Genomic DNA, 25,183 nt, shown 5'->3' with positions numbered 1-25,183 from the left:
AAAATTCTGTTATCTCTAATCATATAAATGACAGGCTACATAATGTTTTTCTTCTACTTCTCTAAAAATTGGACGCTTTTCTTTACAAATATCCATACATTTAGGACAGCGCGTATGAAAAGCACAGCCAACAGGGGCATTAGATGCGCTTGGTAAATCTCCATTTAAAATAACTTGCTCTTTTTTGGCTTCTGGATCTGGAACAGGAACAGCAGACAGCAATGCTTCTGTGTAAGGGTGAAAAGCTTTCTCATAAAGACGTTCACTTTCTGTAAGCTCTACAAGTTGACCTAAATACATCACTCCAACTCTGTCACTAATATGACGAACAACGCCAAGGTCGTGAGAAATAAAGATGTATGTAAGTCCAAATTCTTTTTGTAAATGCTCCATCAGATTTAACACTTGTGATTGAATAGAAACGTCGAGTGCTGAAACAGGTTCATCTGCAACAATAAGACGAGGGTTCGTCATTAGAGCTCTGGCAATTCCTATTCTTTGTCTTTGGCCACCGCTAAATTGGTGCGGATAGCGCTTGCTATGATATGCGCTAAGACCTACTATTTCAAGCATCTCTTGTACTTTTTTCTTTCGCTCTTTTTTTGAACCAATTCCATGAACAATAAGCGGTTCTTCTAAAATCTTTTCAATATTATGGCGGGGATTTAACGAAGCAAATGGATCTTGAAAAACCATTTGCATATCTCTTCTCAGTGAGCGAACAGCTTTTTTAGAGAGATTTGTTACCTCTTTTCCTTGAAAGGTAACACTGCCTTCTGTTGGCTCAATTAAGCGCAGCAATAATCTGCCCATCGTTGATTTCCCACATCCACTTTCTCCTACAATCCCAAGTGTTTCACCTTCATATACCTCAAATCTTAAATCATCAACTGCTTTTACATTGCCAACCTTTCTTCCTAATATTCCTTCTCTATTTAGAAAGTACTTTTTAAGACCATTAACTTGTAGCAATGCTTTGCTCATTTTCAACCCCCTCCTCTTCATGTAAGAAACAGCGTACTTTATGATAGTTTTTAAGATGATAAATAGGTGGGGTTTCGGTGAGACATCGCTCTGTTACAAATTCACACCGACTAGCAAAATGGCAACCTTGTTTAATAGATCCTGGCTTAGGAACATTACCAGGAATAGAATACAACCGATCTTTCTTTATTCTTTTATCAGGAACAGATTTAATGAGGCCTCTTGTGTATGGATGTTTTGGATTTTTAAAAAGGGTGAGAACGTCTGTTTCTTCAATAATTTTTCCCGCATACATAACCATGACCCGATCACACACTTCAGCAACAACTCCAAGGTCGTGAGTGATAAGCATAATTGCTGTATTTAATTCTTCATTTAATTCTTTCATTAATTGTAGAATTTGAGCTTGAATGGTTACATCAAGAGCTGTTGTCGGTTCATCTGCAATAAGTAATTTCGGATCACATAAAAGAGCCATCGCAATCATTACACGCTGTCTCATTCCTCCAGAAAGCTGATGTGGATAGTTTTTTATAAGCTCTTCAACTCGAGGAAGACCAACAAGCTTCAACATGTCCAAAACCCGCTCTTTCGCTTGCTTCTTACTCCATTTTCTATGTATGCGTATTGCTTCAGTGAGCTGTGAGCCAATTGTAAAAAGAGGGTTAAGGGACGTCATAGGCTCTTGAAAAATCATTGAAATGTCGTCTCCTCGTATTTCTCGCATTTGCTTTTCTGAGAGATTCATAAGGTTGATCTCATTGAACAGCATAGAATCTGCTTCAACAATACCTGGGGGCTCAGGGACAAGTTTCATAAGCGATAGAGATGTAATGCTTTTACCACAGCCTGATTCGCCTACTACTCCTAAAATCTCGCCTTTTTTTATATGAAACGTAATTCCATCAACTGCTGGCACCTGGCCATCTTCTGTTTTAAAAGAGATGCGCAAGTTCTGTACATCAATCACTTTTTCTGATTCCACAGCCTCACTCCTTATATGAAAATTTAGAAACCATCCTCAACTGTAATTTTCTGACTTATCAGAAAATTACAGTTGAGAAAATTATAATACAAAAGTTTTTAAGTAGGTGTAAAAAAATGTCGAAAACTTAAATAAGTTTTCGACATTTTTATCCATCTAGTTGTTGAACGCTAAAGAGACTATAGTAACTTCCTTTTTTATTCATTAGCTCCTCATGTGATCCTCTCTCTTTAATTTCTCCATTTTCTATAAGAACAATTTCATCTACATGTGTAATGGTAGATAATCTGTGAGCAACAATGAATGTCGTGCGATTTTTTGCTAACTTTTCAACAGCTTCTTGAATAATATGTTCACTTTCTAAATCAAGTGCAGAAGTTGCTTCGTCAAAAATAAGAATTGGTGGGTTTTTCAAAAATACGCGAGCAATCGCAATACGTTGTTTCTGACCTCCTGAAAGCTTGACACCTCGTTCTCCCACTTTTGTATCATATCCTTCAGGAAGTTCTAAAATGAAGTCATGAGCATTTGCTGCTTTAGCGGATTCGATAATTTCCTCTTCACTTGCTTCTGGGTTTCCAAAAGCAATGTTGGCACGAATAGAATCACTAAATAAAACATTGTCTTGCATGACAATTCCTATTTGGTCGCGCAAGCTTCGTACTTTGAAAGACCGAATGTCTTCTCCATCAATGCGCAATACCCCTTTACTTACGTCGTAAAAGCGAGGAATTAAACTAATAATTGTGGATTTTCCTCCTCCACTCATTCCAACAAATGCGGTTGATTTTCCACTTGGCACATCCAGAGAAATGTTATGAAGCACTTCTTCATCTTCATAAGAAAAAGAAACATTTTCAAAAGTTACTCTTCCTTTAATATTCTTACATTCTTTTGCATCTGGCTTATCTTCAATATCGTACTTTTCATCCATAAATTCAAAAACACGATCCATTGAAGCAATTGCTTGAGTTAAAGTTGTTGAAGCGTTGACAAGCCGGCGTAGCGGGCTATAGAGACGATCAATATATGTAACAAAGGCAACCATCGTTCCAACACTTAAGCCACCTTTTACAGCATAATAACCTGCATAACCAATTACTAATAAAGGGGCAAGGTCTGTTACTGTATTAATAACTGCAAATGTTTTGGCATTCCAACTTGTATGATCAACAGCTCGTTTTAAGAAATTACTGTTATGTTTATCGAATTCTTTTTCCTCATGTTCTTCAGCTGAAAAACTCCTGATAAGCGAGATTCCTTGCACCCTTTCGTGAAGATGACCTTGCACTTCTGCAAGAGCTTGAGATCTGACGCGTGTTAAATGACGCAGCCGGCCGTAAAAGTATTTAACAGTGAACGCATAAACTGGAAATAAGATAATTGATACAATAGTTAATTTCACATTCATTGTAAACATGATAGCAATCGCAATAAAAATAGTTGCTGTATCAAGCCAAACATTCATAAGTCCTGTAATAACAAAGGTTTTCGTTTGCTCCACATCATTGATTACTCTTGAAATCACTTCTCCAACCCTCGTATTGGCATAAAAACGCATGCTTAGACGTTGAATATGATCAAACAGCTTTCTCCGAATATCGTATAAAATTTTGTTAGCCACCCACTGTGCGTAATATTGACGATAATATTCAACAGGAGGACGAAGAAGTCCAAATATAACAAACATAAATCCCATTAAGTAAAAGAGTCTTGTTAATTTTTCACTGTCTGAAAGAGTATTCCCTCCTAAAATATTATCAACAACGTATTTTAAAATAAGCGGGATGATAAGAGGAAAAGAGAATTTAACAAGACCAATAATAATTGTGGCAATAATTTTCCATTTGTATGGTTTTACAAATACAAAGTATCTTTTTATGCTACTCAAACAAGGCCCCCCTCATATATAGAAAAAACCTGCCAGAAAGGGAACAGGTTAAATGCGTGGTCTTCGATATGTCAAATACCTTTCATACCACGTATCAATAAAGTCTGGTGCAAACGGTCCTTTTCTTTGTCGAATCCAGTTTTGTAAATTTTCTAGATTGTATTTTAAAATTCGATCAATGACAAGTGGATAATTCATCTTCTTCCGATGCTCTTCATATTCATCTTCATCAAGAATCGTATATGTCATATCGGGAAACACCTTAATATCTAAATCATAATCAATGTACTTTAATGCACCTTCTTCTAAAATGAATGGCGAGCTAATGTTGCAATAGTAGTAGATACCGTCTTCTCTAATCATGCCAATCACATTGAACCAATGCTGAGAATGAAAATAGCAAATCGCAGGTTCTCGTGTCACCCATTTCCGACCATCAGATTCTGTTACAACCGTCCTATCATTGCCACCAATCATAAGCGTTTGGGTACCTTTTAAAATCATCGTTTCATCCCAAATGCGATGGATATGGCCATCATGCTTATAGCTTTGGATTTCAATTGGCTCTCCTTCCACTGGTTGAATCATTTTTTCCCCTTCTTTCTATTTTAGAACTCTTCTCGTTTGTTTATGAATCTTTTATGTATTGCTTTGGAGTTCTCCCTTGTCCACTTTTCGTCTATCTTGTCTAATAACTACAATTATTCGTTCGTAACTACATAGGCTCTTTACCATTATAACTTTTTGGAGAACAAATTAAAACAAATGGGGGTGCCTAGAGCAAACAATTCACTCCAGACGCCCCCTTTTTTCCTATTTAAAAAGCGGTTCTTCTACCGCTTCTTTTTCATACGTTTCTATAATTGATGCAGTTTGGTTTTGAAACGTTGTCTGAATATCCTTCAGCTGTTGTTTCATTATTGAAATCTCTTCTTGCAAAGAATTTAATTTCGTTTCTTCTTGAAGTACTAAAAGCTCTCTTTCAATCTCTTGGCAACGTTCTATTTCTGATTGAATAAACAACAGCTCATCCATTGTCTTCATTTGTTTCACAACTAACTGATCAAATTTTTGCACGCGTTTCCCTCCACTTTATCATTAGTATGGGTAGATGCTTCACGTTCTGCGACTTACTTTACTAGTTAAATTCTTGATTAATATGCTTTTCCCTTTGCCGAGATATGTAAAGTTTAGACAAGTTTTGTCACAGAAAAAGACACTTCCTAACCGAATGAAGGAAGTGTCTTTTGAACTTACAAATTAGCTATTTTGGTTTTTGTTTTTGTTAGCTTGAGCATTTTGTTGTTTCACGTGTTGTACATCAGTCTCAGAAGCAAACTCAGTGCCAAATTGGCCTTGGTTAGCTTGAGCGTTTTTTGATTGAGCATTTTGTTGTTTCACATGTTGTACATCAGTCTCAGAAGCAAACTCAGTGCCAAATTGGCCTTGGTTAGCTTGAGCATTTTGTTGTTTTACATGTTGAACGTTAGTACCAGCTGTTGTTTGGTTTTGATTTTTCTTTGCCATTGTCTTTCACCTCCACAAAAATTAATATGTCCAGAAGGTGAAAGAACTATCCAAAATTATTTATTTTTTTTACACAAGCAGTGAACGACCACCATCAACAATAATTGTTTGTCCACAAATCATGCTTGCACCTTCAGATAAAAGGAACATAACTGTGTTTACGATGTCATCCATTTCAACCATACGTCCTGCAGGTGTATTTTCTCTTGCATCATTTAAAAGCTCTTCACGGTTTGGAAAATGCTTTAACGCTTCCGTATCCACAGCACCACCTGAAACTGTGTTAACTTGAATATTCTTCGGTGCAAGCTCAACAGCTAAGTAACGTGTTAAAGCTTCAACAGCTGCTTTTGAAACTCCAACTGTTGTGTAGTTCTCTAAGTAGCGCATAGAACCAAGCGAGCTAATTGTAACAATTTTACCTCCGCCCGTTTTTTCCATTCTTTTTGCCGCTTCTTGAGCACAGAATAAATAACCTTTGCTATTAATATCCATTGTCCAGTTCCAATGCGTTTCCTCAACTTCCATAATTGGACGAAGAACGCCTGATGCTGCATTGCTTACAAAAACGTCAAGACGGCCAAAAGTGTGATCAATTTCGGCAAACATTTCCTTAATTTTCTCCACTTTTCCAACGTTTGCTTTCACAACTAATGCACGCTGTCCAATGCTTTCAATTTCAGCGGCTAGTTCAAGGGCTGCGCTTTTGCTACGCGCATAGTTAACAACAATGTCATACCCTTCCTTTGCTAAACGTAATGCTGTAGCTCTGCCAATTCCACGACTACTTCCTGTTATTAAAGCTACTTTATTTTCCATCATGACACCTCATTTTAAATTCATTAATCGTCTTAATTTGCTATTTTATTGTAATGCTTACCGTGTATAAGACACAAGCATTGTTGTAAAAATAAAACGAGCACGCACAAGGCTCATAAATTTCACAACACGTGTATGGAGGGACGCCCATTATGTATGTTGGACGCGATATGACTGCTCTTTCGATGATAGGGAAAGAGGAGTGGAAAGACAGCGAGCTTGCTTACTTTCATCACTCTCTTCAACAAGTTATGCCCTATCTTAATAGTGAAGGACAAACGATTCATCGTCAAATTATGAATGAAATCCAAAATCGCGGTGGCCTTCATCGCAGAGAAGGCGACTATACGCATGGAACTGAAATAGTGTATGACTAATACTCCCCTATCCGAGAAAGCTCGGGTAGGGTTTAATCTTGTTGGCGTTCCTTAAATGCCTTCTTCATTTTCTGATGTGAAACAGGAAAAGCGTATTGCTCTGCTTCTTCCCATGTAAGAAGTTTGAGGGTTTCGCTCTCTTCTACTTTCCCTCTAATCTTTCCTTCATAGACTGTAATATGCCATGTAAGATGTGAAAAAACGTGACTAATTGTTGTAAAAGGCTGTCCTATTTCAGCTTCCACACCATATTTTTCTGTTAAGAATGATGTTAATTCCTCTTCCTTAGAAAGATCTTTCTGAATTTCAATATTTGGAAATTCCCATAAATTCGCAAGAAGTCCTTTACTTGATCTTTTATGAATAAGAACTTTCCCACTTTCATCTGTTAACACAGTTGCTGCAAGTTCCACAGCTTTTACAGTTTTCTTACTTGTCTTAACTGGCAATTCTTTTTGTGTGCCTTCTTCAAATGCCCTGCAATGTTCCTGAACAGGACACAGTAGACAGGCTGGAGACTTTGGTGTGCAAATAAGAGCGCCAAGTTCCATCAATCCTTGATTAAAAAAAGAGGGATTCTCATGCGAAATTATAGCATAAACAAGTTCATCAAAAAGCTTGCGTGTTTTTGGCTTCGCAATGTCTTCCCATACGAATAAAATACGGGAGAGAACACGCATTACGTTTCCATCAACAGCAGGTTCTGGTACCCCGTAGGCAATGCTTAAAATAGCTCCTGTTGTATATGGTCCAACTCCTCTTAGCTTAGACACTTCATCTTTTGTTTCAGGCACAATGCCACCATACTCGTCACGTACTTCCCTAACCGCATGCTGAAGATTACGCGCTCGCGAGTAATAGCCAAGCCCCTCCCATGCTTTTAATACGTCTTCTTCATCAGCATCAGCCAAATGTTCAATTGTTGGAAATTTACTTATAAAATTATTAAAATAAGGAATAACCGTATCAACCCTTGTTTGTTGAAGCATAATTTCAGACACCCACACTTTGTACGGATCTTTATCTTGGCGCCACGGTAAATCACGCTGCTCTGCTGTAAACCAACCAATCAAATCTTCTTGAAATTTTGCTATATTAAAATCCTTTACAATTTCTTTACTTTGTTTCATGTGCTATCCTCCGAGGTATTATGATAAATATGAATATAGGGATTCTTCATTTCTTCCTATTCCATTCTATTGTCTGTTTAATATAGATAATAAAAGCGTGCAATAATGACAATATTTTCTTCTATATAATGCTTCTTCTTGTTAAACACTATAGGTAACAAGCTTCCATAAGTTGTCACCTATACACCAAAGCTAAAATGAAACTTGATGAACAGAGTTCAAAAGCGTTATAATCCACATAATCCAATTTGCAATAAAGCAAATTGTTTAAATAACAACATGAATCACAAGAATTTAGCCTAACATATATTTGTTATGACCTGTTAGAACCGAACGATTAGGAGGTCTTTTTTTTGGATACTGGAACACATATTGTTATGGGAATTGCTTTAGGAGGATTAGCAACGCTAGATCCGACTGTTTCTTCTCATTTAGATACGAAAGAAGCTGTTATGATAGGAGCTATTGCAGGATCACTTATTCCTGATATTGATACGATATTGAAATTAAGAAACAACGCCAAATACATTCGGAACCATCGTGGAATTACTCACTCGATTCCTGCCGTCCTTCTATGGCCGCTTCTTATTACATTTATTTTGCATCTACTTTTTCGAGATGCCCACCTTTTTGATTTATGGATGTGGACATTTATAGGAGTCATTATTCACGTTTTTGTCGATATTTTCAACGCCTATGGAACGCAGGCATTTCGACCCTTTTCTCAAAAATGGGTAGCGCTTGGAATTATCAATACGTTTGATCCATACTTTTTCACTATCCATATCATTGGCATCATCATTTGGGCTATTGGTGGAAGTCCTGGTCCAACCTTTATTACAGTTTTTGGCGTTATTATCGTCTACTATTTTATCCGAATTGCGATAAATCTTAACTTGCGTCATAAAATAAAAAAACAACTTCCAAATGTAGAAAAGATCATTATTTCACCAACAATGCGTTTCAATCGTTGGCATCTCGCTATCATTGCTAAAAATCACTTTTATGTTGGAAATGCCACAAACGGAGAAATCAAAGTCCATGATGTTTTTGAACGGATGGAAGAACCTTCATCAGCTCTTATGGAAGCCGCAAAACAAGATGAAAACTTATCAGCATTCCTTTCATTCTCACCTGTATACAGGTTCGAGACTGCAGAGTATAGCGATCATATTGAAGTACGCTTTATTGATCTTCGTTATCGAAGCAAAGGATATTACCCGTTCGTAGCCGTTGTTCAGCTTGATTTTGATTTAAATATCATCTGTTCATATACAGGATGGATTTTTAGTGAAAAGAAACTCCGTAAAAAACTAGATTATTTACCAAACTAAAAAGAAGTGGGTTTCCACTTCTTTTTAATGTTTTAAATCATCTTTACTATCCATTAGTGCTTTGAATTTTGGATTGCTTGTTTTGAACTCGTGCAGCCTCGGTCCATAATGATTAATCCAGTTTGTTACAATCTGCTCTGTTAACTCCTGTCCTTTATACTCCCGACCTGCTTTAGCATATGTTGCTTCAAAGTCTTCCCATAAAAGCTCAATCCATGTCCGAGCTTTGGCATATGATAGGCTATCGTTCTTCTCTAACAGCATTGTTGTTAAACGCTCAAAAATATCTTCCATTTTCTCATTTCCTTTCTGTTCTAGGGCAATATCTGGTTACATATCACGCTAAGCTTATAGCATATACTAAACGTGCATAAGGATGTTCTTTATGCACGTTACTTCTAACAAGGGGGCGAACGCACGATGCGAAATAAAGCAAAAGGATTCCCAAATCAAAATAATAACAAATTTGAAGGTGAACCGCGAGCAAAAGCCGAATATGCGTCAAAACGAGCAGATGGAACAATTAATACGCATCCGGCTGAACGCATGCGTGCTTCTAGTGAACGCGCGGATTATTAATTCTAACGAAACCTAATTCTGGAGGTGCTCACAGTGGGAAAAAATAGACAAAATCGATTTTCAAATCAAGGCTATCAAAACCCATTTCAACAAGCATGGTCGAGTCCAAAACATGCGTCTTCACAAGTGAATGGCGAAACTCAACAAACTCAAGGATTAATTGTGTTAGAAAAACAAATGCGCAAACATCATTCATAACTCCCTGCGATAAAATGAACAAGCTAAAAGCATGTAAGACAAGCTCTTACATGCTTTCGCTTTGTTTCAAAAGAGAAATAGGCAGCGCTTCTTCTTTATGGGGTTCATCTATACGAACTCCCCATGCAAAAACGCCATTTAAATAATCAATTTTGAAGTAGCGGCCAGGATCTCCTTCAATTTCATAAACTTCCCCAGGTTTGAAATGATCAGGATTTAACAAATAGGCTTTGGCAAGAACCATCTTTCTCTCTAAAACAGCGTACTCATTCACAATCCCAAGTTGTTCCGCTTTCCGAGCTTTCTCACCAAGCTGACTAATTTCTTGTCTTAACTCATATTCTGTGTACTCACTATATCTTTTCTCCATCTTTTACCCCTTCTTCCCCTCTTGTTTATATGATTGTTTTAATAACATCATTACGTGGTAAAGGTTACAAAACCTTTTTTCCTATAAAATAGCTTTGAAGGCTTCTTTATTGTTTAAATTGTAGCAAAAGATCGCATAAATAACATATAGTTAGTCATTTTGCTCAGCTAAATGAGCAAGAAGCTTGTGTATTTGTTCAAGTGGAAAGCCTTTTTGATAAAGATGAGTTTTCATTTTCTGTCTGTATTGAAAATCATCGTATTTACGATAGCGTCGATGAGCTTTTTCACCTTGTTTTTTTAAGGCTTCCCACTGCTCGTCTTCATCTTTCTCAAGAGAGACTTCATGAAGTGCTTTTGTAATAAGAGCAAGATCGAATCCTTTTGTAAGCAGGGTTGTTTTAGCTTTTTGCTTCATCATCTTTTCAGACTGCTTCTGGCTTTTCTTTCTCGTTTTTTCAATCAGCTCAAGAGCATTTTCAAATTGAAGCTCTTCATCATATTCAAGAAGAGACTCTTCAATATCGGGACCTGTAATTCCTTTTTCAATCAGCTCTTGCTTTAAAAGCCCAGGACCCTTTGAGTTCGTTCGCATGTGCGTGCGAACGTAAGCTTTCGCAAATTCCAAATCGTTAAGATAACGATATTCAAGCAGTTTCTCAATTGCACGACGGATTGCGTCGTCACCCATTTCTTTTGTTTGCAAATACTGCTGAACTTCTTTTATGGAACGCATGCGGTATGATAAATAGTTAAGAGCTAAATTATGTGCCTTTTTAACATGATCTTCATATTGAATTTCAGCAATTTCGTCGTCTGTTAAGTTTTGCCCTTTTCTAATTGTAAAAGTTGTTAGTACATATTCATCAACGCTGAACGCATATTCTTCACCTTTTCCATAATCAAGAAAAACATTATAACGCTCAGCATTCTTCTTTTGCGTTGTGATTTTAGTAACAACAGGCATTTCGGTTCACCGCCTTTATTCATGTATTTTATCCCTTATGAAGGAGAGGATTTTATGAAAATTGCTATCGCTGGAGGAACAGGATTTGTCGGTTCTAAGCTTGCTGATAAGCTCATATCCGAACATCATGCTGTTTACATTTTAACACGAAATAAAGAAAAAGCTTCAACAACGCCTCACTTGCATTATGTTCCATGGCTCACAAAAGGAACAACTCCTGAGATTGAACTAGATGGTGTTGATGCTATTATAAATCTCGCTGGAACGTCCATTCAAAATAGATGGACAGCAAAAAATAAACGCGCCATTTTTGATAGTCGGGTTGCAGCGACGAAGTCTATTGTTCATATGATTCAAAAAATGAAAATGCCACCGAAAGTTCTAATAAATGGAAGTGCTGTTGGATATTATGGAACTTCTGAAACAGCCGTCTTTACAGAAGATTCTCCTTCACAAGGAGATGATTTTCTCGCAAAAACAGTAAAACAGTGGGAACATGAGGCTAAAAAGGCAGAGGAATATGGCGTAAGAACAGTTTTCACCCGTTTTGGCATTGTGCTAGGAAGTGACGGAGGTGCGTTTCCAATGATGAAAATGCCGTACAAAATGGGAGTTGGCGGAACGATTGGCACTGGAGAACAGTGGGTATCATGGGTGCATATTGAAGATGTTGTTAATATTCTTCAGTTTTGCATAAATGAAAACATTAGCGGTCCTGTTAATGTCACCTCCCCACAGCCAGTTCAAATGAAAACATTCGGAATGGAGCTTGGTACATCTCTAAACAGGCCTCACTGGTTAAAAGTACCAAGTCCAGCTATCAAAGGTGTACTAGGTGAAATGAGCATGCTCGTCTTAGAAGGCCAAAAAGCCTTGCCGAAGAAACTTGAAGAACACGGCTATGAGTTTTCGCATAAAGAAATAAGAGAAGTATTTAATACTCTAAAAGAAAGATAATCTTCTATATTTTAAAGGTTATTTTTTCTTCTATCATGGTAAAATAGGTAAAAAACTACAGGGGCTAAAACTATGAAGAAAATTCTGTTCAAAAATGCATCTGTTTTTCCAATTACAAGCGAGATGTTACCAAAAGGCGATGTGCTTGTTGTTGGCAATAAAATTGAAGATGTTAGACCAAGTATTGAGTTAACTGAAGAAATGGAAGTTATCGATTGTGAAGGATTGTTTCTTTTCCCAGGGTTTATTGATGTTCATACACATCTTGGTCTTTATGATGAAGGAACTGGTTGGGCGGGAAATGATGCGAACGAAACCATTGAACCCCTCACTCCTCACATCCGAGCATTTGACAGCGTTCATCCGCTTGATTCAGGGTTCGCTGATGCAATTGAATATGGCATTACAACCGTTCACGTTATGCCTGGAAGCATGAACGTAATAGGTGGTACAACATCTGTTATTAAAACAGGGGCCAAAAACATTACAGATTTACTTATGAAAGAAACAGCAGGTCTAAAAATTGCGCTTGGCGAAAATCCCAAACGTATTCATAGTCAAGGAAACAAAGACTCAATTACACGAATGGGAATCATGGGAATGTTGCGAGAAGCTTTCTATGAAGCAAAATATACAGATAACCCAGATAGCTTGCGCATCCAGCCACTTGTAAAGGCATTGAATCGTGAAATTCCTGTACGTATTCATGCACATAGAGCTGATGATATTTTGTCGGCTCTTCGCTTTGCTGATGAATTTGAACTTGATTTACGCATAGAACACTGTACCGAAGGGCATCTCATTACTTCTGCCTTAGGAGGACGAAATTTAAAAGTTTCCGTAGGCCCAACATTAACACGCCGTTCAAAAGTGGAACTCCGTAATAAGAGCTGGAAAACCTATAGTGCCTTAACAGAGCAAAATGTTGAAGTTTCTATTACAACAGACCATCCTTACACACCTGTTCAATATCTAAATATATGTGCCTCCCTTGCTGTTCGGGAAGGTTTAGATGAACAAAAAGCACTTGAAGGTATTACCATTTTCCCTGCTCGAAACTTAGGCATCGATAATAAAGTTGGCAGCATTGAAAAAGGAAAAGATGCAGATCTTGTTCTGTGGAATTATCACCCTTTCCATTACTTAGCAAAGCCTTTTTTAACAATGATTGGTGGAGAAATTTTCTTTAAAAAAAATTAACATTTTGCCTATTCCTTTTTACAAAAAACTTTAGTATTATATCTAAGAAGTTTTCATTTACGACCTTAAGATTTTGCTGAATATCTTCTTTTACAGCCTTAAAAAAGATGTTCATTTCTAATAAAAGTCGTCACTTTTTTTAGTCAATACTGTTTTCTGGAAATGGGAAGGCAAATGGTGCGCCACCAAGTTTTACTTGGTTCTAGTGGGTTCGATTCCCACCCCGAAATTTTTTTGAACTTATAAAAAAATTTCGAGGGTGGTTTTTTAGCATGCTATCTTTCTGCCCTCGCATGGAGGGGAATCCTATGTTAAAAAAACGTGATTTACATGATTGTCAAAATTTATATGAGCTTATGGTGCATCCAGAAGTCTTCCCTTTTGTGCGTCATAAACCGGCGTCCTATGATGAATTTATTTTCATAACAAAACAGCTTCTTGAAGCAGAAGAACAAGGAGAGCTTGTATCACGAACAATTACAGATGAATGGGGAGCTCCAATTGGCACCATTAATCTATTTGATATTGAAGACGGAGCAGGATTTCTCGGCACGTGGCTTGGTAAACCATATCATGGAAAAGGATATAACCAAGTAGCAAAAGATGCTTTCTTTGATGAACTATTCTATGAGCTTGGAATGGAGCGTATCTTTATGAAAATTCGAAAAAGCAACATCCGTTCCATTAAAGCAGCAGAAAAACTTCCGTACGTTATTAATGCAAATGAACTTTATAAAAGCTTATATGATGAAATTAATGAAAAAGAAGATACGTATCACCTTTTTGCTATTCCAAAAGATCTCTACACTCTTTATCGCTTACGTCAACAAGACGAAGAACAACAAGCAAAAGAGGCGTAAAAAGCAGTCAAATGACTGCTTTTTTGTTTAGAATAAATTCATAATAATACTAATGACAACAATTATCCCGATAATCATTAAAATGGTGCGAATCATCCTATCCTTCCTTTCGTTTAAAGAGATTGAAAATGGATAAACTAAAACTATAACAGTTTGGAGGGATCTTCTATGGCAGAAAAAAAGAAACACGATCGCTTATCAAGAAATACACTTTCAAGTTCACAGCAAGTAACATACTCACATGAATTTAAAATGGCCGATCGAGCAGGCGGTTTTACACCAAAACGCTCAAAATAATCTTATTTCTTCACACATATGTTGTCCTTTCTTAACGCAAACTATTTGTTGAAATGCACTATTTCTACGTTAAGAAAGGAGAATTTTTTATGAAAGATAAAGAACAAGAGAATTATTACAAAGAAAAATTAAAAATGCCAAAGCATGTAAAACCAGATGGTCATGATATTGAGTATTCCGATGAACTAGCTGATACAGAAGATTTAAAAGCAAAGGAACGCTCCATTGCTTCTCATAAGCGCCAGAAAAATCAACAGTAATTCTACTTATACACAATATAATCCACAATTTTCTTAAAATTGTGGATTATATTGTGTATTACTTGTTTTTGGAGCTTTTTATTGTGGACAAGAATGGGGACAAAAGTACCTTTTCCATCCACAAAACTGTGGATAATGTGTATAAAGTTGTTAATATTCAGACTTTATAAACTATTTTTAGTGGAATTTCTTGTGGATAACTAAAAAAGAAGCCCTCAAGGCTTCTTTTTTAGTTTGCATCTTCTACTTTTCCTCTTGAAAGTACTTTCTTAGTCAAGCTTACGTTCATCTCTTTTGCAAACTGCTTTAATGTTCTTTCTTCACGCTGTGTGACAATAGAAACGACTGTCCCTTCTTTTCCACCGCGTCCTGTCCGACCTGAGCGATGTGTATATTGAGTCACATCTTGTGGAAAATCAACATGAATCACGTGTGTTAAACCTTCTACATCTAATCCACGTGCAGCCACATCTGTTGCTAATAAAAGAGGAATGTCTCCCTTACGGAGCATTTTTAGAGCCGTTGCACGTTCTTCTTTTTTCGCTTCACTATGCAAAACACCCAGCGAAATGCCTTTATATTCTAACTTTTCAGCAGCAACAACAAGATTTCCGATATCACGTACAAACCCAAGTGCCTTCACTTTCTCAGCATGAAGAAACTTACGTAGCACATCAAGCTTTTCTCGTCCTTCACAAACAAAATAAATATGGTCTACTTTTGTTGCTGTAAGCTCATCACGCTCAATTTTAAAGACGTGTGGCTCTCCGCTCATCAAGTCATCTGCAAGCTGCTCTGAGTTTCCTGCTAACGTTGCTGAAAACAATAAGACTTGACGCTCACTTAGCGAAGATTTGATAATATCCTGAACAGTACTAATGTGCTCTGGAATAAGAAGTTGGTCACCTTCATCAATGACAATTGTCTTCACTTCATGCATCTTGAACTTCTTCATTTTAATTAGTTCATTAACACGACCAGGCGTTCCGAATGCAATATGTGGACGGTTTTTCTTCAACTTCTCAACTTGACGCTTTACGTTAGCTCCTCCAATAAATGAGCCAACTTTCACATCACTTCCTTTTGTCCACTTTTGCGCTTCTTCAAAAATTTGCATAACTAACTCTTGTGAGGAAGCAAGGACAACAGCTTGAATATGCGGCTTGCTTGGATCAATCTTCTCAATCAAAGGAAGTAGGTAAGCAAGTGTTTTTCCTGTTCCAGTTGGGGACTTTGCAATAACGTCTCCACCCTCTAGAATTGCAGGGATAGCCTTCTTTTGGATGCCTGTTGGTGCTTCAAATCCTGCTTCTTCCCACTTTTCTTGCAAAAACGGTTGAAATGATGATAAAAATTCTTGGTCTTTCATGAAATTCTCCTTTATTTACAATCTAAGTTTGTCATCTATTCGTAAATTTATTTCTTACTCTTTTCGTTCAGTGATAAGTCATGTAGTTTCTTAACCCTTTTCTATAGTAACAGGAGATATACAAAAGGGAAATAATCAACAGTCGTTTTCTTTCCTTTTTAGATGCGAGAATATGTAATAGGTTGTACGAAAAGAATGCTTTTTGCTCACTTCTACATACAGCAGAAAAAAGACGATAAAGGAAATAGGCTTAGGCAAAAATAAGCTTATTCCTCTATCTTTTGCTTTACGACCCGAAAATAGCAACTTGTTGATCTTGCAAGAAGAACGTTTGGTTTCTCCACTTTAGCGTATTTAATACATATCCTAAAGCATCTGCATTATAGCGCCCCGCAATTCGCTGATAAGCTAAAAGCTCATACACGCCATCTCGATCGAAGTCCACAGGATACAATCCACTAATTGGATTAACAAACCCACTAATGGGCTCTTTTAACGTTCCATCACTATTATATATCTCGTCTAAATATTGCTTATCTCTTGTCGAAATATCAATGATGTATTTTTGCTGATTTCGCTCGCTTATGACCTCTACTTTTTTATCATTTTTATACGTGACTTCATACTTATAGTAGTCATTATATACATTTGAATCAAAAATTAGCCGAGGTGTAAGGTTTACGAATGAATAGAGGTTATGATACATCATTCCACCGCTTCCCCCTGAATCAATGCTTACTAAAATATCAGCTATTTTATCTCCTGTAACATCTCCGATAAATAATGATGGACCATATCCCGCATCTTCTGTTAATGGAACGCTTACTACCTTTCCTGTTCTGCCATCTTTCACAACAAGACGAAGATGCTGAATAAATGGACTATCAGCCGTCCTCTCCCCGACTAACGAGATAGAATCTGACACCTTATCTCCTGTGACGTCTCCTGTTGTAAAGGCTACGGTGCTTAGATGTTGTCTGAAATAGTGCATAGTCTTCTCCTTTTCAAACCATTTTGTATCAGTATATGGGCGAAAAAGAGATATTGCGACTAAAAAAGGGAACAAGAAATATCTTATTCCCTTTGCTATTTCAAGCTCAGCGTCGTCACACTTTCGACGTGTGCTGTTTGAGGAAACATGTCCACAGGCTGAATGCGCTCTACTTTATAGAGTTTTGTTAAGATCTTAACATCTTTAGCAAGAGTTGATGGATTACATGAAACGTATACGACTTTTTTCGGCTTGACGTTTAAAATGGTTTTTAGAAGTTTTTCATCACACCCTGTGCGAGGTGGATCGACAACAACGACATCTGGTTTCCATCCTTCTTTTACCCATTTCGGCATCCAATATTCAGCTTTTCCAACTACATAATGAGCATTGTCATAGCCTTTTGCTTTGGCATTTTTATTAGCATCGACGATGGAATCTTCAATAACGTCCATGCCGCGGATTTCACCTGCTTCATCAGCAAGCCAAAGTCCAATCGTTCCGACACCACAGTAAGCATCCACAATTTTTTCTTTTCCTGTTAAACCAGCTTCTTTTTTCACTTCGTCATAAAGTTTAACAGTTTGCGTTGGATTCAACTGGAAGAAAGCACGAGCTGATAAGTCAAAAGACAAGTCGCCAAGTACTTCCTCAATTGTTTCTTTTCCGTCTAATGTAAATGTCTTATCTCCGAAAATAAGTGACGTTTTTTGGCCGTTCACATTTTGCATAATCGATTTCACTTCTGGAAGACGCTTTTTCACTTCTTGAATAAGGAGATCTTTTTTAGGAAGCTCTTCTTTAGATGTAATAAGAACAAGCTGTACTTCTCCTGTTGAAACTCCAATACGAGTCACTATTGTACGAACAAGCCCTTTACGTTTACGTTCATCATAAATCGAAATCTTCAAATCTTGAAGAATTTGTTTTACGTTGTTAATCACTTTCGTTGTTTCAGGACGCTGTACAATACATTCGTTAATATTAATAAGACGATGCGAATTTGCCCCGTAAAGACCTGCAATTACTTTTCCTTTTAAAAGTCCTACTTGGAATTGAGCTTTGTTGCGATACTTCCATGGCTCTTCCATTCCAATTGTTTGTTCAAGCTTTTTCTCTAAATTACGCACATTACCATGACGCTCAAATGCCTGAACAACAATGTCTCGTTTGGCTTTCAACTGCCCTTCATAGCTTAAATGCTGAAGCTGACAGCCGCCACATTTTTCATAAATTGGACATGGAGCTTTGACACGATCGTCGGACATTTTGCGAATGCGTTTCACACGTCCTTCGGCAAATTTATGTTTTACATTGGTAATTTCCGCGATAACTTCCTCGTTTGGAAGCGCCCCTGGAACAAATACAACTTGCTTTTTAAAATACCCAACACCTTCTCCATTAATGCCGAGTCTTTTGATTGTAAGCGGAACATGTTGTCCAACTTTTACTTTCATCTCAACCTTTTCTCTTTTCTGATTTGTCTTCAAAAGGTTGCACCTCCTTTAATGTTATTTATTTTTATTCAATGCTTTTCCATAAATACAAGCTTGCATAACTTAAATATGGAGCCCACCCCTCACTAAGTTCATCCATTTGTAAAAGGGTTGGTCGCTTTTCTAAGTTAAAAAGCTTAGCAACAGCGTTCTGTAAGCCAAGATCTGCTTTCGGAAATAAGTTTTCTCGTCCACATCCCGCCATTAAGAAATTTTGCGCTGTCCATGGACCAATACCGCGAATTTCAACTAAAGTTTTAACAACTTCTTCATCAGGAAGTTCTTGTAAAGATTCCAGAGACAAAGTTCCTGAAACAATCTCTTTAGAGACACCAAGAATATACTCTGCTTTACGCTCGCTTAATCCAATTTCGCGGAGTTCTTCAATGGAGCGAGCAACAATTTCTTCTGGCTCTGGGTAGACAAAAACTTCGTCTACCATTGTCCCGAATGTTCTTACGAAGCGAGCTGTTAAAAGATCAGCAACTTTCATACTCACTTGCTGATGAATAATATTTTTCACTAAACATCCATAAAGGTTAAATTCACAAACAAGCGGAGAGCCGCGAAACTTTTTAAAAAGTGGCGCTAGACTTGTTTCTTTAAAATGATCTTCTACTTCTTGTAAGTCTCGATCAAACTGAAAAATGCGTGAGAGCTCTTCCATAACTGCTTTTTCATCCAGAGAGTCTTCACTATAGATAACACACGAAGGCTCTTTGACAGTTCCAGTACTTTTTATATAAACAACAGTAGGGATATTATGAATCCGTAATGGTACTTTCATCCCTTTGTAGTCCTGATCAATGTTGTGTAAAGAATCAAGAGAAAGACGGGTAAAAACGTGGGTAAAATCATATGGGGGTTTTAATTTCTTTTCTATTATCATTTCCCTTCCCCTCCTTTTCGTTAACCTTATAATAGTAAACGAACTAGGGGCTAAAACGCAAATAGGAAAAGCCTGCTTAGTCAGCAGACTTCTCCTTTTGCTTTTCGTTTACTAAATGATCCAAAGATTTGAATTTATAGCCTTGCTTTTTCAAATCAATGATCGCACGCTCAAGTGCTTCAGCATTGTCTTTTGACACTGTATGAAGCAAAATAACAGCCCCTGGATGGATTTGTTCCATAATATTATCGTATGCATAACGCCATCCTTTTTGCTGATCTGTTTTCCAATCCACAAATGCAACAGACCAAAAAACTGTCGTATATCCTTCGTTACGAGCTACTTCTAAAACACGCTCACTAAAAACCCCTCTTGGTGGTCTTAAATAACGCATCTCTTTTTTTCCGGTCAGTTTTGTATATTCATCTTTTACACATTTAAGCTCTTTTTTTAATCGTTCATCACTTACTTGTGTAAAATCTGGATGATGCCAAGAATGATTTCCAACAATATGGCCTTCTTTCGCCATTCGCTTTACAAGTGAAGGCTCACTCTCTAGAAACTGACCTGTCACAAAAAACGTTGCTGTGACATTCTGTTTTTTCAAAACATCTAAAACGCCTGGTGTATATCCATTTTCATAACCGTTATCAAAAGTTAAATAGACATTTTTGTCTTTACCAACGTAAAAAGACTTTTGCCTTTTCAACATTTCTTCATACTGCTTTCCAACTTCAGGTTTCACATGATCTTTGTTTTTCGCAAATCCCCAGTTGTAAGGTGTGTTGGAAGAACTTGCTGAGATACTCATTGGCAATGCTAACATCATACATAGCACGAGAAGAAAATAACGCATCCCCTAGTCCCCTTTCAGTCATTTACTGTTAGTTTGGACTTTGAGTAAGCAAGTTCATGCACACCATTATTTGACTGCTTTTACTTCCAGTCTTTTTTAAACTGTTCACATTTTAGCTGAAGGTCGTCCATCATGCCAATAAGGCGGTCAATATCTTCAATGTCAGCATTTTCTGCCTCTAAAGAGTCCAGTACGTGCATAAACATATCAAGACGAGTTCTTAAATACTGAAGCTGTGCTTCCTTATCATGAATTGCATTGCCCATTTTCACACTCTCCCTTCACATTCTTAATGGTAGCGAATGATTTCAGCATTGACAACTAAAAGCGGATAATTCCATAATAATCGTTAGTGCCTTTTATTTAGTTTGATGAAATAATGTGAGAGACAGGTTCTCTTTTTAAAGGAGTTTTTATGATGAAACAAACGGTTTTAAAACCGATAACCCCCCAGTACGATCCGTGGGAAGCTTATTTAGATATCGAGGAGTTTGGTAAACCAACATTAACAAACGTCGAGTTTACAACAACTACTCTTTGTAATATGCGCTGTGAACACTGTGCTGTTGGTTACACATTACAACCGAAAGATGATCCAGCTCTTCCATTAGATTTGTTAATTCAGCGACTAGAGGAAATTCCTCATCTTCGTTCCATTAGTATTACAGGTGGAGAGCCAATGCTTTCTCTTTCATCTGTAAAAAATTACGTTGTACCGCTATTAAAGTATGCACGTGAGCGTGGCGTACGCACGCAAATTAATTCGAACTTAACGTTAGATTTATCTCGTTATGAGCTTATTATTCCGCATTTGGACGTTTTACACATTTCTCATAACTGGGGAACAATGGACGAGTTTGTTGAAGGCGGATTTGCAATGATGGAGCGCAAGCCAACGTATAAACAGCGTGCAAAATATTTTGAGAAAATGATTGAGAATAGCCGAGCACTTGCAAAAGCGGGTGTTATGGTTTCTGCGGAAACTATGTTAAACAAACGAACGCTACCATATATGAAAGACATTCACCATCAAATTGTTAACGAAATGCAGTGTGGCCGACACGAAGTTCACCCAATGTATCCTAGTGACTTTGCAAGCGCGCTTGAAACACTTTCTCTAAAAGACATGAGAAAAGCGATTCACGATTTGTTAGACATTCGAGATGAAAACGTATGGATGCTGTTTGGAACGCTTCCTTTTTATCCTTGTAGCTCCAATGAAGAAGATTTAGAACTTTTAAAACGTCTTCATAATGCTAAAAATGTCACTGTCCGAAACGATCCTGATGGCCGTTCACGACTGAACGTCAGCATTTTTTCTGGGGATATTATCGTCACAGATTTCGGCGATACGCCAGCACTTGGAAATATTCAGAACACAAAACTCCTAGATGCTTTCCAAACATGGCAGAATTCTAATATCTCAAAAGAAATAAGCTGTCACTGTCCAGCGGTGAAATGTCTTGGACCAAATATTTTAGTACGTGATTCTTATTACAAAGGTACAGATTTTACAAAGCTGTCTTCCAACCTATAAAAAAAGGTGCTCAACTGAGCACCTTTTTTATGAGACATGATACGTAAAAGATAAGTGATCTTGAACAGGAATCCAAGCTCCAATTCCTTGTGATGTGACATTCTTCACCACAATTGTTCGCTTCGTTCCCTTAATAACAAGATACACTTCCCCATATGTGACTTTCCCCTTCTCACTTACAGCGGGAACATATGAGTGAAGCTGAGCAAATTTCTTTGCTGGTACCATATATTCTCTTTCTTTCTTCGTTCCTGCCCCAACAACCGTCGTAAAAGCAAGCGGAAGCTTTGTTTTTTCTTGCGCTTTTAAAAGCATCATCTTTTTGACTTCATCCCCGTTTGGGATGTCAGCTGTTAATCCACCTTTAACTTGCTTTTGCTGTTCTTGTCTGTAGTACATCTTAGCAGGATTTTCAACTCCGCGGTTATCGTAACGGTTCGTATTAATATTCTGATACTCCCAGTTCGTATTTGTTTCATCTGACTGATAGTTCAGTGCCCATTCCCCTAAATAGACCGTTGCCTTGAAACCAAGTGAAAGAGGATTAGAAGAAATCGAAGACTCGTTTAACATGCGAATAAGGTCTGGACTTTGAATCTTAACATTTGAAGTTTCGATAAGCTCTTTTGTAAGCTCACTAGGCTGTAAAGAAGGAGAATCATGGTTTGAATTAGGATACGTGTTCTCTTTCCCAATGTTTAACGTAGCCTCTGGAATTTCAACGCCATTGCTTCCTTTTTTCTTTCCTTCAGCAGAAATTGAGGAAACTCCTCCAAATACAAGTAGAAAAATAAGAAAGCTTAACACTACTTTCCGAAGCATTCTAACACTCCTTTCAACAATAAGAAATTCCTTTGTTCGTAGTTTTTTCTTATCCCTATTTTTTTATCCGTAACATTCTTTCTTAAAATAAATAGAAACCAATTCCAATAATGACATATGCCCCCAATAACATAGCTCCTTCAAACCAATTCGTATCTCCATCGTTTGATACAATTACAGTTAAAAACACTGCAGAAAACATAGCGATGAGCTCGGGATAAGAAAAAACTAAAGGCATTGACTCTTGAAACAAGAGAGACAATAATACAAGCACTGGAGCTACAAACATGGCAACTTGAAGCGTTGAACCAATCGCAATTTCAACAGCAACGTCCATTCGATTTTTATAAGCCATAATAACAGCAGAAATATGTTCAGCTGCATTCCCTACAATAGCTACAATAATTACTCCAATGAACAGCTCGCTCCATCCAAAACTTTCTCCAACAATTTTAAATGTCTCCACAAGGCTTTCTGAAATATAAGCAACAGCAATTGTTGCTAATGCAAGGATCACAAACGCTCGTTTTGTTGTCCATTCTGCTGTTTCCTCTTCATGAGCAACGTTTTGCTCTTCTTGTGTATAAACGCCTCTATGTGTGACAAGACGAAACAAAAGAGCAGCAAGATAAAGAAAAATGAGGATGATAGAAGTCCCAATGCTAAGACTAATAGCATTTTGCTCTGACATGCCTTTTGAAAATACTTCTGGAATAACAAAAGCAACCATAACAGAGAAAACAAGCAATCCTGAATTGTGGCGCGCATCATAGACATTAAACGTCTGTCTTTTAAATTTCAGCCCCCCAACAAAAAAAGAAAGACCGCCAACGAGTAAAAGATTTCCTAACACAGATCCCGTCAACGACGCTAGTACTATTGTGACAAGTCCAGCTTTTAAAGAGAAAATTGAAATAATTAATTCAACCGCATTTCCAAATGTCGCATTTAAAAGCCCTCCAATTCGCGGGCCTGTTACAATTGCAAGGCTTTCTGTTGCCCTCCCCATATAGCTTGCTAGAGCAATAATTGTTAAACAATATACGCCAAACATAACAAGTGGAGAAAAATGTAGAAGATGACCAATAACAGAGAGTGGAACCCCAATAATTGTAATAATAAGAAAGACTTTATTGATCAAATAAACTGCCTCCCTTCATAGCTTTTTACTTCATATGTCTACGTTATTTTGAGCTAATCTTTCACTTATTATGAAGAAGATTTTAGGAAGTGTGTTTAAAACAGCGGAAACTAGGAAAATTAAAGACGAAAAGGAGGCTTATTTACGATGAGTGAAGCTTTGAAAGAACATGTATTGTCTATCCTAAACAATCACAAAGTAGGAACGCTAGCAACGATTCGGAACGATCAACCATTCTCTCGTTTTATGATGTTTTTTCATGAAGAGCTTGTGCTTTATACAGCAACAAACAAAGAAACTCATAAAGCAGAGGACATTGAGCAAAATCCCCATGTTCATATTCTGCTAAGAAAAGAAGATTCATGGAATAGTCCATATGTTGAAATTGAAGCAGAAGCAACAGTTGAAGAAACAAAAGCATTAAAAGAAAAATTTTGGAACGAACAGCTGAAGGAATGGATTGATAGTCCAGAAGATCCAAACTATCTTCTTCTTCAACTGACACCAAAAAAGATTTATTACTACGAAAAACCTGGAAGTAAAGCTCAAGTTTTATAAATAAAAAGGTGCTCATATTGAGCACCTTTTTATTTATGAATTGAGAAGCTTTCAGTAATGCCTATACTTCCTTGCACAGATTGAATCATCGGACATACTTTTTTAGATAATTGGATCACTTTTTTAACTTCTTCTTCTTTTAAGTCAGTACCTCTTAACAAATAATGAAGATGAACATGTTCAAGCCGTTTGATAAGACCAGTACTTCTCTTTTCCTTTGTTTCTATCTTCATATCTGTTATAACTATCCCTTTTCTTTCTAACGTAGAGAGTAAAACTTCTCCACTGCAAGAAGCAATTGATGCAATCATGAGTTCTGAGGGAGAAAACGTTCTTTTATTACTCCCTGATATATATAATCTGTTATATTCCTTTTCTGTACTAAAACACCCTTCACTTTTTAGTAATTCCATTTCTTCACCTCTTTTCTCCCTTATATCACGGCTGGCAGCTTCATACAATGAGCGGAAAAATATTTTTTTTTAAAAAAAGATACACATTTTTCTTTCACTGTTATATAATACAAGTAAGTAAAATAAACTGTATTAAAACAGAAAAGAGGAGATGGAGAATATGAGCAGACAAGAACGGAAAAATATGATCGAATTTATTTCAAGAGTAAGACCAGTAGATATGGAGCTTTTCATGTACATGACAGATGCTGATCTTGAGCAAGTTTATAACACAACTTATTTTTATCATGAAGAAATTGCAGAATAAAAACCTAAATTAAAATAATTATTAAGTTATAATATTTCCCTTTTAGTAAATAAGTGATATACTATAAAAA

General features: G+C 37.1%; 32 protein-coding genes. 12 read left to right on the top strand and 20 right to left on the bottom strand.

Annotated elements, in window-relative coordinates; translation table 11 throughout:
• Positions 1 to 15: 15 nt before the first annotated feature.
• The 7 genes from BM012_RS19005 to fabL form a co-directional block, all read right to left on the bottom strand.
• Complete coding sequence (locus tag BM012_RS19005) at positions 16 to 984, bottom strand: ABC transporter ATP-binding protein (protein WP_061802472.1); 969 nt, start codon at positions 982 to 984, stop codon at positions 16 to 18.
• The gene (locus tag BM012_RS19000) at positions 959 to 1,969 is read right to left on the bottom strand and encodes an ABC transporter ATP-binding protein (protein WP_061802471.1); all 1,011 of its coding nucleotides are present in this window, start codon (positions 1,967 to 1,969) and stop codon (positions 959 to 961) included. Before BM012_RS19000 ends, BM012_RS19005 begins: the two co-directional genes overlap by 26 nt.
• A gap of 148 nt (positions 1,970 to 2,117) precedes the next feature.
• Entirely contained in the window at positions 2,118 to 3,860 is a 1,743-nt protein-coding gene (locus tag BM012_RS18995) for an ABC transporter ATP-binding protein (RefSeq protein ID WP_061802470.1), read from the bottom strand.
• Between the two features lie 48 nt (positions 3,861 to 3,908).
• Positions 3,909 to 4,448: a nucleoside tri-diphosphate phosphatase gene (ntdP, locus tag BM012_RS18990; RefSeq protein WP_061802469.1), complete on the bottom strand. Its 540-nt coding sequence runs from the start codon at positions 4,446 to 4,448 to the stop codon at positions 3,909 to 3,911.
• Between the two features lie 225 nt (positions 4,449 to 4,673).
• Positions 4,674 to 4,937: a YgaB family protein gene (locus BM012_RS18985; protein WP_040060651.1), complete on the bottom strand. Its 264-nt coding sequence runs from the start codon at positions 4,935 to 4,937 to the stop codon at positions 4,674 to 4,676.
• 183 nt (positions 4,938 to 5,120) lie between these two features.
• On the bottom strand, positions 5,121 to 5,387 hold the full coding sequence (locus BM012_RS18980) for a gamma-type small acid-soluble spore protein (protein WP_061802468.1): 267 nt from the start codon (positions 5,385 to 5,387) through the stop codon (positions 5,121 to 5,123).
• Between the two features lie 69 nt (positions 5,388 to 5,456).
• Positions 5,457 to 6,206, bottom strand: a complete 750-nt coding sequence (gene fabL / locus BM012_RS18975; protein WP_019390612.1) for an enoyl-[acyl-carrier-protein] reductase FabL — start codon at positions 6,204 to 6,206, stop codon at positions 5,457 to 5,459.
• Between the two features lie 152 nt (positions 6,207 to 6,358).
• Between fabL and BM012_RS18970 the strand changes: the two genes are divergently transcribed.
• Positions 6,359 to 6,583, top strand: coding sequence for a hypothetical protein (locus BM012_RS18970; RefSeq protein WP_061802467.1), 225 nt, complete (start codon positions 6,359 to 6,361; stop codon positions 6,581 to 6,583).
• A 32-nt stretch (positions 6,584 to 6,615) separates the two neighbouring features.
• Here the strand turns inward: BM012_RS18970 and mutY are convergent, their stop codons facing one another.
• Entirely contained in the window at positions 6,616 to 7,713 is a 1,098-nt protein-coding gene (mutY, locus tag BM012_RS18965; RefSeq protein WP_061802466.1) for an A/G-specific adenine glycosylase, read from the bottom strand.
• A gap of 353 nt (positions 7,714 to 8,066) precedes the next feature.
• On the opposite strand from mutY, the gene BM012_RS18960 reads away from it, so the two are divergent.
• Positions 8,067 to 9,047 carry a metal-dependent hydrolase gene (locus BM012_RS18960; RefSeq protein WP_074842871.1) on the top strand — a complete coding sequence of 327 codons (981 nt, stop codon included), beginning with the start codon at positions 8,067 to 8,069 and terminating at the stop codon, positions 9,045 to 9,047.
• Between the two features lie 24 nt (positions 9,048 to 9,071).
• Here the strand turns inward: BM012_RS18960 and BM012_RS18955 are convergent, their stop codons facing one another.
• Positions 9,072 to 9,341, bottom strand: a complete 270-nt coding sequence (locus BM012_RS18955; protein WP_061802465.1) for a YfhJ family protein — start codon at positions 9,339 to 9,341, stop codon at positions 9,072 to 9,074.
• Positions 9,342 to 9,467: 126 nt separating this feature from the next.
• On the opposite strand from BM012_RS18955, the gene BM012_RS18950 reads away from it, so the two are divergent.
• Both BM012_RS18950 and BM012_RS18945 read left to right on the top strand, forming a co-directional pair.
• On the top strand, positions 9,468 to 9,626 hold the full coding sequence (locus BM012_RS18950; RefSeq protein ID WP_061802464.1) for a small, acid-soluble spore protein K: 159 nt from the start codon (positions 9,468 to 9,470) through the stop codon (positions 9,624 to 9,626).
• A gap of 33 nt (positions 9,627 to 9,659) precedes the next feature.
• Positions 9,660 to 9,824: a YpzG family protein gene (locus tag BM012_RS18945; RefSeq protein ID WP_074842869.1), complete on the top strand. Its 165-nt coding sequence runs from the start codon at positions 9,660 to 9,662 to the stop codon at positions 9,822 to 9,824.
• A gap of 46 nt (positions 9,825 to 9,870) precedes the next feature.
• Here the strand turns inward: BM012_RS18945 and BM012_RS18940 are convergent, their stop codons facing one another.
• On the bottom strand, positions 9,871 to 10,194 hold the full coding sequence (locus BM012_RS18940) for a YfhH family protein (RefSeq protein ID WP_061802463.1): 324 nt from the start codon (positions 10,192 to 10,194) through the stop codon (positions 9,871 to 9,873).
• Positions 10,195 to 10,344: 150 nt separating this feature from the next.
• Positions 10,345 to 11,160, bottom strand: coding sequence for a recombination regulator RecX (recX, locus tag BM012_RS18935; protein WP_061802462.1), 816 nt, complete (start codon positions 11,158 to 11,160; stop codon positions 10,345 to 10,347).
• Positions 11,161 to 11,214: 54 nt separating this feature from the next.
• Here recX and BM012_RS18930 point away from each other — a divergent pair, with 54 nt between their 5' ends.
• The 5 genes from BM012_RS18930 to BM012_RS18910 all read left to right on the top strand — a co-directional run bounded on the left by BM012_RS18930 (position 11,215) and on the right by BM012_RS18910 (position 14,734).
• The gene (locus BM012_RS18930) at positions 11,215 to 12,117 is read left to right on the top strand and encodes a TIGR01777 family oxidoreductase (RefSeq protein ID WP_061802461.1); all 903 of its coding nucleotides are present in this window, start codon (positions 11,215 to 11,217) and stop codon (positions 12,115 to 12,117) included.
• A 72-nt stretch (positions 12,118 to 12,189) separates the two neighbouring features.
• Complete coding sequence (locus tag BM012_RS18925) at positions 12,190 to 13,317, top strand: amidohydrolase (protein WP_061802460.1); 1,128 nt, start codon at positions 12,190 to 12,192, stop codon at positions 13,315 to 13,317.
• A 308-nt stretch (positions 13,318 to 13,625) separates the two neighbouring features.
• Positions 13,626 to 14,177, top strand: coding sequence for a GNAT family N-acetyltransferase (locus BM012_RS18920; protein WP_061802459.1), 552 nt, complete (start codon positions 13,626 to 13,628; stop codon positions 14,175 to 14,177).
• Positions 14,178 to 14,345: 168 nt separating this feature from the next.
• Complete coding sequence (locus tag BM012_RS18915) at positions 14,346 to 14,474, top strand: YfhE family protein (RefSeq protein WP_074842868.1); 129 nt, start codon at positions 14,346 to 14,348, stop codon at positions 14,472 to 14,474.
• An 89-nt stretch (positions 14,475 to 14,563) separates the two neighbouring features.
• Complete coding sequence (locus tag BM012_RS18910; protein WP_074842866.1) at positions 14,564 to 14,734, top strand: YfhD family protein; 171 nt, start codon at positions 14,564 to 14,566, stop codon at positions 14,732 to 14,734.
• 229 nt (positions 14,735 to 14,963) lie between these two features.
• On the opposite strand, the gene BM012_RS18905 is transcribed toward BM012_RS18910, so the two are convergent.
• From BM012_RS18905 to BM012_RS18880, 6 genes are all read right to left on the bottom strand, one after another.
• Positions 14,964 to 16,103 (bottom strand): DEAD/DEAH box helicase, encoded by a 1,140-nt coding sequence (locus BM012_RS18905; RefSeq protein ID WP_061802458.1) that lies wholly within the window; start codon positions 16,101 to 16,103, stop codon positions 14,964 to 14,966.
• A gap of 286 nt (positions 16,104 to 16,389) precedes the next feature.
• Positions 16,390 to 17,094, bottom strand: coding sequence for a hypothetical protein (locus BM012_RS18900; protein ID WP_061802457.1), 705 nt, complete (start codon positions 17,092 to 17,094; stop codon positions 16,390 to 16,392).
• A gap of 95 nt (positions 17,095 to 17,189) precedes the next feature.
• Positions 17,190 to 18,551 (bottom strand): 23S rRNA (uracil(1939)-C(5))-methyltransferase RlmD, encoded by a 1,362-nt coding sequence (gene rlmD / locus BM012_RS18895; protein WP_061802494.1) that lies wholly within the window; start codon positions 18,549 to 18,551, stop codon positions 17,190 to 17,192.
• Between the two features lie 64 nt (positions 18,552 to 18,615).
• Positions 18,616 to 19,479, bottom strand: a complete 864-nt coding sequence (locus tag BM012_RS18890; RefSeq protein WP_061802456.1) for a DNA-3-methyladenine glycosylase family protein — start codon at positions 19,477 to 19,479, stop codon at positions 18,616 to 18,618.
• 76 nt (positions 19,480 to 19,555) lie between these two features.
• Positions 19,556 to 20,335: a delta-lactam-biosynthetic de-N-acetylase gene (gene pdaA / locus BM012_RS18885; RefSeq protein WP_061802455.1), complete on the bottom strand. Its 780-nt coding sequence runs from the start codon at positions 20,333 to 20,335 to the stop codon at positions 19,556 to 19,558.
• Positions 20,336 to 20,415: 80 nt separating this feature from the next.
• A complete protein-coding gene (locus BM012_RS18880; protein WP_019390593.1) occupies positions 20,416 to 20,601 on the bottom strand; it encodes an SE1561 family protein in 186 nt (61 codons plus the stop codon).
• Between the two features lie 152 nt (positions 20,602 to 20,753).
• Here BM012_RS18880 and yfkAB point away from each other — a divergent pair, with 152 nt between their 5' ends.
• Positions 20,754 to 21,872: a radical SAM/CxCxxxxC motif protein YfkAB gene (gene yfkAB, locus BM012_RS18875; RefSeq protein ID WP_407719604.1), complete on the top strand. Its 1,119-nt coding sequence runs from the start codon at positions 20,754 to 20,756 to the stop codon at positions 21,870 to 21,872.
• Positions 21,873 to 21,899: 27 nt separating this feature from the next.
• Here yfkAB and BM012_RS18870 read toward each other — a convergent pair whose 3' ends face one another.
• Together BM012_RS18870 and cax are read right to left on the bottom strand one after the other, a co-directional pair.
• Positions 21,900 to 22,694, bottom strand: coding sequence for a YfkD famly protein (locus tag BM012_RS18870; RefSeq protein WP_061802453.1), 795 nt, complete (start codon positions 22,692 to 22,694; stop codon positions 21,900 to 21,902).
• Positions 22,695 to 22,776: 82 nt separating this feature from the next.
• Positions 22,777 to 23,835, bottom strand: coding sequence for a calcium/proton exchanger (gene cax / locus BM012_RS18865; RefSeq protein WP_061802452.1), 1,059 nt, complete (start codon positions 23,833 to 23,835; stop codon positions 22,777 to 22,779).
• A gap of 147 nt (positions 23,836 to 23,982) precedes the next feature.
• Here cax and BM012_RS18860 point away from each other — a divergent pair, with 147 nt between their 5' ends.
• Positions 23,983 to 24,393 carry a pyridoxamine 5'-phosphate oxidase family protein gene (locus tag BM012_RS18860; protein WP_061802451.1) on the top strand — a complete coding sequence of 137 codons (411 nt, stop codon included), beginning with the start codon at positions 23,983 to 23,985 and terminating at the stop codon, positions 24,391 to 24,393.
• A 29-nt stretch (positions 24,394 to 24,422) separates the two neighbouring features.
• On the opposite strand, the gene BM012_RS18855 is transcribed toward BM012_RS18860, so the two are convergent.
• Positions 24,423 to 24,806, bottom strand: a complete 384-nt coding sequence (locus BM012_RS18855; protein ID WP_061802450.1) for an OsmC family protein — start codon at positions 24,804 to 24,806, stop codon at positions 24,423 to 24,425.
• 160 nt (positions 24,807 to 24,966) lie between these two features.
• Between BM012_RS18855 and BM012_RS18850 the strand changes: the two genes are divergently transcribed.
• Positions 24,967 to 25,113, top strand: a complete 147-nt coding sequence (locus tag BM012_RS18850; protein ID WP_019390587.1) for a BH0509 family protein — start codon at positions 24,967 to 24,969, stop codon at positions 25,111 to 25,113.
• The last annotated feature ends 70 nt before the right edge of the window (positions 25,114 to 25,183 follow it).

The organism is Priestia endophytica DSM 13796, from assembly GCF_900115845.1.
Classification (GTDB): domain Bacteria; phylum Bacillota; class Bacilli; order Bacillales; family Bacillaceae_H; genus Bacillus_I; species Bacillus_I endophytica.
The sequence above is the reverse complement of the archived record's forward strand: the minus strand, read 5'-3'. Positions and strand labels throughout refer to the sequence as shown.